The sequence below is a fragment of the Gilliamella sp. B14384G12 genome, assembly GCF_016101825.1.
Lineage (GTDB): Bacteria > Pseudomonadota > Gammaproteobacteria > Enterobacterales > Orbaceae > Gilliamella > Gilliamella apicola_N.
The window spans coordinates 82,024-95,109 of the sequence record NZ_JACFPU010000003.1; the positions used below are offsets into that span (position 1 = coordinate 82,024).

General features: G+C 27.3%; 8 protein-coding genes. 6 read left to right on the top strand and 2 right to left on the bottom strand.

Translation table 11 applies throughout. The features are described from left to right. The first annotated feature begins 401 nt into the window (after nucleotides 1-401). From H3S73_RS04770 to H3S73_RS04785, 4 genes are all read left to right on the top strand, one after another. Nucleotides 402-1,595: a capsule biosynthesis protein gene (locus H3S73_RS04770; protein WP_198227932.1), complete on the top strand. Its 1,194-nt coding sequence runs from the start codon at nucleotides 402-404 to the stop codon at nucleotides 1,593-1,595. A 32-nt stretch (nucleotides 1,596-1,627) separates the two neighbouring features. Continuing rightward, nucleotides 1,628-2,842: an acyltransferase gene (locus H3S73_RS04775; RefSeq protein ID WP_198227930.1), complete on the top strand. Its 1,215-nt coding sequence runs from the start codon at nucleotides 1,628-1,630 to the stop codon at nucleotides 2,840-2,842. Nucleotides 2,843-2,876: 34 nt separating this feature from the next. Then, a complete protein-coding gene (locus H3S73_RS04780; protein WP_198227928.1) occupies nucleotides 2,877-3,959 on the top strand; it encodes a stealth family protein in 1,083 nt (360 codons plus the stop codon). A 70-nt stretch (nucleotides 3,960-4,029) separates the two neighbouring features. Continuing rightward, nucleotides 4,030-8,151 carry a CDP-glycerol glycerophosphotransferase family protein gene (locus H3S73_RS04785; protein WP_198235976.1) on the top strand — a complete coding sequence of 1,374 codons (4,122 nt, stop codon included), beginning with the start codon at nucleotides 4,030-4,032 and terminating at the stop codon, nucleotides 8,149-8,151. A 69-nt stretch (nucleotides 8,152-8,220) separates the two neighbouring features. Here H3S73_RS04785 and H3S73_RS04790 read toward each other — a convergent pair whose 3' ends face one another. Then, nucleotides 8,221-9,207: a glycosyltransferase gene (locus H3S73_RS04790; RefSeq protein WP_198227924.1), complete on the bottom strand. Its 987-nt coding sequence runs from the start codon at nucleotides 9,205-9,207 to the stop codon at nucleotides 8,221-8,223. Nucleotides 9,208-9,756: 549 nt separating this feature from the next. Between H3S73_RS04790 and H3S73_RS04795 the strand changes: the two genes are divergently transcribed. Next, nucleotides 9,757-11,700 (top strand): U32 family peptidase, encoded by a 1,944-nt coding sequence (locus H3S73_RS04795; RefSeq protein WP_198235977.1) that lies wholly within the window; start codon nucleotides 9,757-9,759, stop codon nucleotides 11,698-11,700. 648 nt (nucleotides 11,701-12,348) lie between these two features. On the opposite strand, the gene H3S73_RS04800 is transcribed toward H3S73_RS04795, so the two are convergent. After that, nucleotides 12,349-12,558, bottom strand: coding sequence for a hypothetical protein (locus tag H3S73_RS04800; RefSeq protein WP_198229219.1), 210 nt, complete (start codon nucleotides 12,556-12,558; stop codon nucleotides 12,349-12,351). Nucleotides 12,559-12,765: 207 nt separating this feature from the next. On the opposite strand from H3S73_RS04800, the gene H3S73_RS13975 reads away from it, so the two are divergent. Continuing rightward, nucleotides 12,766-12,861, top strand: a complete 96-nt coding sequence (locus H3S73_RS13975; protein WP_198231961.1) for a phage/plasmid replication protein — start codon at nucleotides 12,766-12,768, stop codon at nucleotides 12,859-12,861. Nucleotides 12,862-13,086: the final 225 nt, after the last annotated feature.

The window sequence follows — 13,086 nt, forward strand, 5'->3', positions numbered from 1 at the left end:
AATAAGTCTGAAAACGTTATGAATGTTATAATATAATTTACTATGTGAAATTTTATCTAATTATTTTAAAAAATAGAGAAATTATTACCATTTACTAACATCTTTTACTCAAACATGCAATTTGCTCAAAAATAATTCTAATAAATTTTACAAAAATTTAATATTAGCTTATCATAATAGTAAATTAATAATAAATATTATTGTGTTTTATTACATTAATTATTATTGAAACTAAACCTTAGAATAAAGTTATATTTATAATCATAAATTAATAAATTATATGCAAGTTTTTGGTTTCATAAATGGATTTATAAAGGAACTAGATTAATAAATTATATACTTGTATTTATAACAAATAATATGTTTTTTTATGCGAAATAATTTATTATGTGAATTATGGAATGAGTCATTATTTATATGAGTTAGTTCAAACGAAAGAAAATATTCTTTTGTTACAAGGACCTGTTGGTCCATTTTTTAAAAATGTTGCAAAATGGTTACAAAATCAAGGATGTAAAGTTTATAAGATTAATTTAAATGGAGGCGATGAGTTTTTCTTTCCGCGGAATAGTATGTCTTTTTATGAACCGATTGCCAAATTTCATCAATTTTTAGTCGATTATATTGAAAAATATAATATTAATGCAATTGTTGTTTTTGGTGATTGTCGAGCTTACCACAAAATAGCTAAATTAGTAGTTAATTCCAACCCAAGTTTATCATTTTGGGTTTTTGAAGAAGGCTATTTAAGACCACATTATATTACGTTTGAAAAAAATGGTGTGAATGGCTTTTCTCTAATTCCTAAAAATTACGATTTTTATCAAAATATTCAAATTACCTCTTTTAAGAAAAACAAAGAAAAATCACATTTTTATACGATGGTTTACTATACTTGTGTTTATTATATTTTAATGTTTTTAAAAAGACGGCAATACCCAAATTATATACATCACAGAAAAAACTCACTAACTTTTTATGCTTTTCATTGGAGCTTAGCATTAATAAGAAAATTTAAGTCAAGACTAATATTGCCAAGATTAACAAAAAAAGTGGTTAATGACGAATATAATCCATTTTATATTTTTCCATTGCAATGTGATCAAGATTTTCAAATACAAGTTCACAGTTACTACCATTCAATGAGATCATATATTTTTAGGGTTATTCGATCCTTCTCTATGTTTGCTGATGATAAAAGTTATCTACTTATTAAGCATCACCCAATGGATGAAGGTTTTAATAACTATAGAAAATTGATTAAAAAATTAGCTGAACGATATGGTGTTAGTAAAAGAATAATATATATGCATGGTATTCCTATGCCTGTTTTGTTAAGGAAAGCCAAAGGATTAGTTACAGTTAACAGTACTTGTGGACTTTCAGCGCTTATCCATGGATTACCAGTTAAGGTATTAGGTAATGCTCATTATGATATAAAAGGACTAACTTTTCAAAAAGGGCTCCATTATTTCTGGAAAGAAGGGCAAAAACCTGATGCTGAATTGTTTGAACGTTATCGAACTTATTTATGTAGTAAATCCCAGATAAAGGGATCAGTTTATTATACTGATTTTGAGTTGAACATTAATTAATTTCTTTCGAAAATATTAGCGAGAAAACTAGAATGGAAAATATAAATATAATTGGTAATTATTCGGACCATAATGGAAATTTGGTTTTCGCGCCTAAAAATTTACATAATGTTACAGTGAATTTTGTTGGCGGAAACAATAAATTAATCATTGCTGATACAAGTAAAATTCGTAATATTAATTTTGATTTTCCATCACATAATGCAGTTATTATGATTGGTGAAAATGGAAACTTATCAGGGCAAATAAGAGCTGGTTATTGTTGTAATATTAACATTGGCGATAATGTAACTTGTACTAATAAAATATATATAACATCAGCAGAAAAAACGAAAATTGTAGTTGGAGATGACTGCATGTTCGCAACAGGTAATCAAATTCGTTCGGATGATGCTCATGCAATTTATGATGTTAATACAGGAGATCGAGTAAATAAATCAAAAGATATCATTATAGGTGAGCATGTATGGTTTGCTTTTAATTCTGTCGTTTTATCTGGTAGTCAAATAGGTGAAGGTTCTGTAATTGGTTTTGCCAGCGTTGTAAAAGGAAGATATCCAAACAATTGTGTAATTGTTGGATCTCCTGCTAGGACCACTAAAAAAGATATTGCTTGGGAACGGCAAAATATCATGTTAACTGAGCCCTGGATTAGAACACATGCTAGTCAAATAAAAGCGCAAAAGCATTATTGGAATAAGACAATTAAAAATAAGCCAATATATGTAGGCCAAGGAGTATTTCATAATATCTATAAACTCTCACCTATAAAAGACTCTATTGATGAAAAAAAATGTCATCATTATGTTGAATTGTATAACATTTTATTAAAAAACAATAAACTCTATTTAACAGGTATCGCTGCTATTATTGGCATCCCTTGCCCTGATTATACTCCTTGTATAAAAAACTTCTTATTATTTAGTAAAGAGAATTCATGTTATCAAAAACAGTTAGCAAAATTTTCAGATCCAAATATTAGTCGGAAATTATTTAATGGAGATTATATTAGTTATGATAAAGCTGGAATGTTTACATTTAAAAATGAAGGTTTATTAATTGATGATATTCCTGATGGTATTTATAAATTAGGGGTGAAGTCAACCTTTAACGAATTGGAATATTACAGTGATCTAAAAATTGAAAATTTGAAAGAGTCAGTTTTTCAAGATTCAGAAATTATTTTAAAGTTATATTGTGTTAAACACTCTGTTTATTTTGAGAAAGTAAGTAAAAAATTAAAATAAGTTTTGTATTATGAGTAAATGTTAATTTGATAGTATGAGTAAATTCAATAAATTTGTAAGAAATCCTGGTATTTTTCTTAGGGACTATTTTATAAATAAATATCCTTTATCATTTGATGAACAAGGTCACAATGTTATTAATGAAAATATATTAATCACGGATGATTTTAGGTTATATAATATTTATGAAAATCAATGTTCAGAAACTATTGATGTGGTTATTACATGGGTTAATAATAATGATCCCAATTGGATTAAAAAGCTAAATTATTATAAAGCTCATAGTAAAAGTGATATTAATCATTTATCCATTGATAATTCAAGATTTGAAAATCATGGTGAACTATACTATGTAATAAAAAGTATTGAATCTCACATACCTTGGGTAAACTCAATATATTTAGTTACAGATGAACAAATTCCAGAATTTCCTTTGTCCAATAAAGTTAAAATAATTGATCACAAGCAAATAATAAATCATAAATATCTTCCCACATTTAACTCTCATGTTATTGAAGCACATTTACATAATATTCCTAGATTGTCTGAAAATTTTATTTACTTTAATGATGATGTGTTTATTGCCAGAAAACTACCTAAAACACATTTTTTAAGTGGCAATAATTTGTCATCTTTGTTTTTAAATAAAAAAAATTTGGATCAAATGATTCAGAAAGGTATTAATACTCCAACTTTATCTGCTAGTTTAAATTGTCGTAATTTACTATTAAAAAAATATAATAAAAAAATAAATAATCCATTAGCTCATACTTATGTTCCATTAAAGAAATCATATTTCGAGTTAGCTTGGACATTGTTTACAAATGAAATTAATGGATTTCTTCCCAATCGATTTAGATATGAAAATGATCTCAATTTAGCGACATTCCTAGTTCCTTGGATGATGTATTTAGAAGGTAAATCCAAATTGTCACGTGATATTTGTTACTATTTCAATGTACGTTCATCAACAGCTAAAACTAATTATACTTTCCTTAGTAATAGATATGAGTCATTGCCTCATTCTTTTTGTGCAAATGATTTTTCAGCAAAAAATATTAATGAAAAAAACTACAAAGATAATTTAATAAAGTTTTTGAGTAGATTTTATATTTAAATAAATAATAACAGATTAAAATTATTTCTTTAATCGGCTAACTTCATGAATTATAGGGTCTTAAAAGATTATGTCAATAATAAAAAAATGGAATAAATTAAAAAAGAATCCTAAGCTTTTTTTCTCAGATATGTATGTAAAAAGGCAAAATTATATTTTAAAGCATGCCCCATCAATAAAATACAAAACAGGACAAGAATTCTCTGTAGTATCAGCAGTTTATGGCGTAGAGAGATATTTAAATGATTATTTTGAAAGTTTAGTCAATCAAACTATTGGATTTGAGGATCATATTCATTTAATTTTAGTCGATGATGATTCTAAAGATAATTCTGCACAGCTCATTAAAAAATGGATAAAAAAATATCCAAATAATATTACTTATATTCATAAAGAAAATGGTGGACAAGCATCTGCACGTAATTTCGGTATGGATTATGTAAAAACTAAATGGGTAAGTTTCATGGATCCTGATGACTTTGTCAGTTTAGATTATTTTGAAGAAATTGCAAAAGTGTTGGATAAAAATCCTGAAGATATAGGAATGGTTAGTTGCAATTTCATTTTTTATAATGAAAATGTTGATCAATACAGTGATACACATCCACTAAAATATCGTTTTGCAAATGGAGTAAAATATAACTCTAATTTTGAGTTTGGAAAAAATATCGTGATGTCCGTTAATTCAGGAGTATTTCTTACACAAGTAATTCTTGAAAACGATTTATTTTTTGACACTAGATTGAAACCTTCATTTGAAGATGCACGTTTTGCTTCAGAATACATATACTATGTTAAAGCACTAAAAGTAGCTTTTTTACCTTCCGCTAAATATTATTATAGAAAAAGAGATGACAATTCTTCAACCTTAGATACATCTTGGAATGATAAACGTAAATTTTTAGATGCTTTAGAACGCGGTCCAATATTTGTTTTGGAATTTTATAAGGAAAGATTAGAACAAATACCAGAATTTATTCAACGACAAGCTTTATATGATTTCGCTTGGATTTGTAAACGTTTAATCAATAATCCAAATCCTTTAAATATCCTCAGTGAAGATGAAAAAATTAGGTTTTATGAAAATGCCAAAAAGGTTTTATCTTATATAGATAAAGAAGTAATTTTGAGTTTTGATTTAGCAGGTATTTGGTTCTTATTCAAAGTAGGAATACTAGGATTTTTTAAAGGTATAACGGATATAAGTCAGATCGCCTATATAGAAAGATATGATCAAGCTAAAAAAGAAATACTAATCTCGTATCATAGTTATAATGATAGTAATATTGCAATACTGTTTGATAATAATGATACAATTCCAAAGTATCAAAAAAAGAAAAAACACACATTTGGTGATAGATATTTTGTAACAACATATAAACTATGGGTTCAGTTACCAGAAAACTTCAATAAATTTGAAATTAAATTTAATGGTGTTCATTCAAAAATTTTCATCAAAGGAACTTTTTTTTATACTGGGGTTTCTTATGAAAAAATGATAGAAAATTTAGCAAAGTTCGTTCAAACAAACAGAAGAGATCATTGGATTTTAATGGACAGAGATTCTGCAGCTGACGATAATGCAGAGCACTTATATCGCTATATAAGATCTGCACATCCAGAGCGAGATATTTACTATGTATTATCTAACAAATCTCATGATTGGAATCGTTTGAAAAAAGATAATTTTAATTTATTAAACTTTGGCTCCTTTGAACATAAAAAATTATTAAGAACGGCATCAAAAGTAGTGAGTAGTCATATTGATAAATATGTTAATGATTATTTTCCTGACGGATCAATGTTAAATCAACAATTTGTATTTTTACAACACGGTGTGATTAAAGACGATTTATCAAATTGGATTAATACCAAGAAAAATGTAAGTATAATGCTTACGAGTACAGAACCGGAGTTCAATTCAATTGCATTTGACGATAAATATTTTTTAACAAATAAAGAAGTAAAATTAACAGGTTTACCAAGGCATGATGCATTATTTTTTCAAAAAGACAAATTTGCATCAGATAAAAAAACGATCTTAATAATGCCTACATGGCGTGATTCTATTTTACCTAAAGCAAAAACAGATCGTTCAGAGCGCGATAAAAATCCTGATTTTATGTTAACTGATTATGCTGTACATTGGAAAAGTTTCATACATAGCGAAGAGTTAAAAAAAATAACGAATGATGGAATAAAAGTTATTTTTGCACTACATAAAAATATAGAACCATACTTGGACGAATTTAATATACCCTCATATATAGAACAATGGCGTTCTGAAAACTGTAGCATTCAAGAATTATTTTTGAAATCAACACTTCTTATCACAGACTATTCATCTATTGCCTTCGAAATGGCATATATTGAAAAACAAATTATATACTATCAATTTGATGAACATGAATTTTTTTCAGGGAAACATACTTTTTCTAAAGGTTATTTTGATTATAGAAAACATGCTTTTGGTCCTGTTGTTACGACAGAAGAAGATTTGACTAATGCTTTAAAAGAAATTGTTAAAAATGATTTTGCTATTCAAGAACCGTATTTTTCAAGAATTAAAAATGTTTACCCTTACAGGGATGGCAAATGCTGTGAAAGGACTTTTCAAGCTATTGAAGATTTAGATAAACCTAATGAAGCGCTTGAGGAAGTAAATTTTACAATACTAGCTGATTTTCTGTTAAGGGCGTATGAAGAACTTAATTGGCCAATAGCTATAGAGCGTGCTAAACGATTATTATCCTTTGATAAAACTCAAGAAGATATAGCACAACTTATTTTAGCAGAAGCATGTTACTATCAGAGAAAACCTTCAATATTTCCTGTTGATATTAATAATATTAAAAATGATAAAGTGAAGGCATTTCTTTTTATGGGATTAGAACAATGGGAGAATGCTTATGTTAGTTGGAGTAAAGTAAAGGAAAATTCAAGCTCTAAATTCTTTTATCAGTTAATTTGTTGTCAGTATTTAACTAATAATGATTATGTTGTTAAAGTTCAAAATGAATTTTTGCAACACTCAAAATATGATAAAGAAACGTCATTATTAATTAATGCATTAATATCAGCATCTAATGAAAATTGGAATGATGCTATAGAACAATTAAATATTCTACTTAAAAGTAATGTAAAAGATAATTTTTTGAAAAGATTTTTTCCTGAATTAATTCTGGCAGATGTATATAGGAAAAATAATGAACCTGATAAATGTCAAACACAGTTAGTTAATTTTGAAAAACACAAAACGGACAATTTTGAATTCGAATTACAGAAAATTAAATTATCTCTAATGAAAGAAGATTATTCTAATGTGCTCTCTCATTTAAAGAAAACATTTAATAATAACTATATGATAATTCCTGTTTCAGCTTTGAATCTTTACATTAAAGCACTAGATATGTCTGCAAATTGGGATGAAATCATAGCTTGCTCTAAAGTTTTATTGAAGAAAGAAGGATATTGGAAAATTCTTGCACAACAAATGTTAGCAGAGGCTGGTTATCGAAAATATCAAATATCTCTGTTTTTTAATAATGTAAAAGTCCGGATTGAAGATATTAAAGATAATAAAACCAAAGCATTTATTTTAATGACTCAAGAAAAATGGGAAGAAGCGTTTCAATATTGGGAAAAAATCAATGATAAAAAAGTGATAGATCTTTTTTATCAATTAACGTGTTGCTACTATATCCCCAATTCGCTCCATACAGCTAAAATTAATTTTGATTTTTTAGAAAAAGGATTATTTGAACAAAATGAATTAGATATATTAAATGGGCTCGTGAAAATGACACAACAAAATTGGGGTGGGGCTATTATGCAGCTTAATCCTTTAATAAATTCTAGTACATCTGTATATTTTTTGAAAAAATATATACCACAATTAATTTTAGCTGATATTTTTCGTAACATAGGGCAATTTGAAAAATCAAATGAGTTATTAGACGATTTCGAAAAACACACTCCTAATAATGTAGAATGCCATATACAAATGGCAAAACTGTCCCTTGCTCAGAAAAATTATCAAAAAGTAGTTAATTTATTAAATAAGATATTTGATAATAAGTACCAGTTGATGCCGCCGTCAGTTTTATCTTGTTACATTAAAGGATTAACAATGTTTGTAAGTAATGAAATGGCAAATTTAGATAAAATTATTAAATTTTCTGAGAAAAAATGATATTTTATTCAATTGACAACCTTTTTATCAATATAGAGGTTGTCAATAAATAACAAGATAACTTATCCGTTAATTAAAGTTTTTTAATGAGTTAACTTTTTCATTAAAGCATCGAACAACATGCATTTCCATTCCTACAAGTTGTTTGACTGTTAATGGTTTTTCCATGCAGAAAATCTCAAATCCCTCTATTTTGGATGCATAATCAAGCCATAAATTTCTATATAAATATATATGACTTCCGTTATTAAAAATAGACCATTTGATTATATTTTTTTCAAGTTTTTTCCAAGGTTTAAATTTTGTAATAAAATGGATATTTTTAGTATCAAACTCAAAATTATCATCACTTTCTCGTGTGGATAGAACTCGATGATTATAAGTTTCTGGAATTTTCTTGAATTTTCCTTTTGTACTTTCAATGACTAATGCAAAAGCAATTTGTTCTAATAATTTTGCATTAGGAGACTCTCTTTTAAGTAATTGGTAAACTTCAGATAGTTTTTCGAAAAAATTTTGTTCAGTATAAATTTTATTATTAAAACCAAGAAATCCTACATTCATGTAATCAATACTTTGTCCTGAAATTATATTTTCATCTATGAGTTTTTTAATGGTTTCTTTTTCAATATTTTCTTTTTCTAAATCTACTTTATTAGACCACCCGGAAAAAAAAACATCACAAGGTTCTATTTCATCTAATATATATTTACCAACACAAAGAATATCATAATCAACTTTATAGGAATAAGTATAACCTAATTCACCAAGATAAATAGGTAATGCATAATTATAAAAAATATCAATAGGCCAATGATTTTCAATCATAGTCGAAAATTTTTCTTCAATACCAAATTTGCTTAATTCCTTAGTATCAACAAAATTTATCGAATATTTATTTAATGTTTGTTGCATAGATGGTGTCAATTTACTACCATCAAAACACATAAACAGATCAAATATACCTTCATTGTGTTCATTAATACTTTCCAAAGCAACGAGCGCGGGAAAATAAATATTCTCATCGCCCGCAATAAATACCGCCTGTTTTTTCATGTTTTTCCCTAAATAATTATTTAAAAATCCCTTAACAAGGAAAAGTCTAAAAATAGAACTACATATTATAGTATAAATTTAATTATATAAAATATTTTCACTATTAAAGTACCATAGGTTAGTATTTTAATTATTGCAATAATTAGGTCAAATTAATCTACATAACTTATATGTTTTAGATTAAATTCTCGTTTCATTTTATATACAAGTATTATCTTTTAATAAATATATTAATATTTAAACGCTTTATTAATGATGTTAGTTAACAGAGTAATGTGGAGTATCGCGAGTAAAAAAGAATTATATTTATCCTGCTGCTAATAATGTTTTCATTATAATTGCCGTTAATAAAGTGCTAGGTAACATAAATATATATAAACAGGATGTTATCTAGATAGTTATACTAAAACAAATGAATAGTATGGGTATAATTTTACTCAAACTATGCTTTCCTGAAAATTCTTGACAAGAATTACTAAATTAATTATAACATTCGATTCTTACTCGTGAGCTAATCATTTTAAGTTGTATTTTTAAAAAGAGTCATTAATGCTACATCAACAAAGCACCAATAATAAATTAGAACTTCTTAGCCCAGCCAAAAATATCGAAATTGCTAAACAAGCCATTTTACATGGTGCAGATGCTGTATATATTGGCGGACCAAATTTTGGCGCTAGACATAATGCCGGTAATTCGGTTGGCGATATTGCACAATTAGTTGAATTTGCTCATCAATATTATGCAAAAATTTTTGTTACATTAAATACTATACTTCATGATAATGAATTGGAATCAGCAAGGAATCTGATTTGGCAATTGTATGATGCTGGTATCGATGCTTTAATTGTCCAAGACATGGGCATATTGAATATGGATATTCCACCAATTGATTTACACGCTAGTACTCAAATGGATATTCGGACACCTGAAAAAGCAAAATTCCTTTCTGATGTTGGTTTTTCTCAAATTGTGTTAGCTCGAGAACTTAATTTAACTGAAATTGCTAATATTAATCAGAATACTGATGCAAACATTGAGTTTTTTATACATGGTGCACTGTGCGTAGCTTTTTCTGGCCAATGTTATATATCTCATGCTCAAACTGGACGAAGTGCTAATCGAGGAGATTGCTCACAAGCGTGTAGATTACCTTATACTTTAAAAGATGATAAAGGTCGAATTGTTGCTTATGAAAAACATTTATTATCTATGAAAGATAATAATCAATCGGACAATCTAATTGGGTTAGTTCAAGCAGGGGTAAGATCATTTAAAATAGAAGGGCGATATAAAGATCTGAGTTATGTCAAAAATATAACAGCATTTTATCGGCAAAAATTGGATAAAATTTTAGATGAATCATCTGATTTAGTTCCTGCTTCTAGCGGTCGAGTTGAACACTTTTTTACACCTGACCCTAATCGAACATTTCATAGAGGAAGTACAGATTATTTTATTCATGGTAGAAAGCCAAATATTGGTGCTTTTGATTCCCCAAAATTTATTGGTTTACAAATTGGCGAAATAACTAAAGTTACATCTAAAACTTTAGATATTAAATCCAAAAGCACATTAAATAATGGTGATGGAATTAATGTATTAATTAAACGTGATATTTTTGGATTTAGAGCGGACAAAGTCGAAAAAATATCACGAGATCATTACCGCATTTACCCTAATGAAATACCTAAACAGCTTTATTCTATTAAATTGCCACATGTTGTTAATCGAAATTTAGATCATGTATGGCAACAAAATTTACTAAAAGATTCGAGTAAACGATGCATTGGTGTTTTATTCGAACTCCGAAATAGTACTGATGGTATTAGCTTAATAGCAATAAGTGAAGAGGGTATTAGTGTTGAATTAGCACTCAAAGGAAATTTTGAACCTGCTACTCAGCCAGATAAGATTCTTAAAAATATTCAAGAAAATATATCTAAACTAGGAAATACAATCTACTATCTTTTAGATCTCAAAATAAATTTATCAGAAGTTTATTTTATTCCTAATAGCCAACTCAATCAGTTAAGACGAGAAGTTATTGATAAACTCACTATAGAAAGATTAACAAATTATAAGCGCAATATACGAAAACCAGAAATAAGCCCAACGCCAATGTATCCAGAAACACAATTGAGTTTTTTAGCTAATGTTTATAATCAAAAAGCTCGAGAATTCTATAGTCTACACGGTGTTGAATTAATTGAAAGTGCTTATGAAGCCCACGAAGTCAAAGATGACGCTCCATTAATGATAACTAAACATTGCTTAAGATTTGCTTTTAATTTATGTCCAAAGCAAGCTAAAGGTATACAAGGTGTTAAAACTAAAGTAACACCCATGAAATTAGTGCAAAATAATAATGAAGAATTATTACTGAAGTTTAATTGCAAAGCTTGTGAAATGCAAATTTGGGGAAAAATAAAAAAACATATATTAAAAATGCCATTACCTGGTAGTGATATTATTTTAATGGTCAAAAGTTAAAATTCTATTATAAAAAGAGAATTTTTAATATAAGGCTCATTATTTAATGAGCCTTATATTATACAGATTATAATTAATAGTGACTTATAAAAGTCAAAAATAACGATTAAGTTCAAAATAAAAGAAGAGAAGAAAAGAGGACTAAATGATATTGGCCGGTACTTAAATACATTGCAATAAGTTATATTTAACATAATATACATTATGCGAACCGATATAAATTTACAAGCAGAGCGCTAAATCACAATGCTAACTGAAAAATTTGTGACATCTTGTACCTGCTCGGGATTGGACAATCAGACACTTTGACTTATCGAATTTCACGAACAGTCTATGAAGAAAAAAATTAAAAGTTAATGTTATTGATAATTAGTTATAAAAATATATCTCAAAAATAAATAAAGCATCTACTTTCGCTTTTTGTTTTGGCTTCGTAACCAGTAATTTAATTTAATAAAATAGAAGTTACGTTATCATACATTTAGCCACTACAAAAATTATTTACCGATAAAAATAAGATCATTTACTAATTTTTCATTATTGTAAGTTATATCATGAAGCCTTTTTTTGTATATTTCACAAAGATCATAAATAAAAATTTCTTTAACTTTTACATTATCAAAATCACTTAATTCTTTGCTTTCACCTTTAGTTATTATCCATACCTGCTAATTGAATAGTTTTAGGTGTAATTCCACCATCAATTTTTTTTGTATTAAAGGTTAAAAAGGTTAATTGAGCTTTTTGGCATAATTTATTAATATAGTTTTCAATTTGCTCTTCTTTAAATGATTCAAAATTTCCTTGTAAAGTGCAGTCATGCATTACAGCTAAATTTTCTATTGTAAAAAAAACCATCAGCCTTGCCTGCTTGATTAATTCGATCAAATTGAAATGTTTTATTAGCTCCAATGGCTTTTAATAAAATAAAGACTGAATCTTCAAATTCTGAAGGATCATTAATTAATTTTATTTTGTTGATTGAATCAATTAGATAAGATTTATATTCTTCAACGCCTATTTTATTTACAATTGCGTTACTGTCATTAATGCTGTCAGCATCTGATGCATAAAGCTAGATTACGCAAAATAGGAATTGATATAGCACAGCGTTTTAATTTATCTAAATTCAGTCCTATGACTGTTCGTGAAATTCGATAAGTCAAAGTGTCTGATTGTCCAATCCCGAGCAGGTACAAGATGTCACAAATTTTTCAGTTAGCATTGTGATTTAGCGCTCTGCTTGTAAATTTATATCGGTTCGCATAATGTATATTATGTTAAATATAACTTATTGCAATGTATTTAAGTACCGGCCAATATCATTTAGTCCTCTTTTCTTCTCTTCTTTTATTTTGAACTTAATTGTTATTCTTGACTTTTATC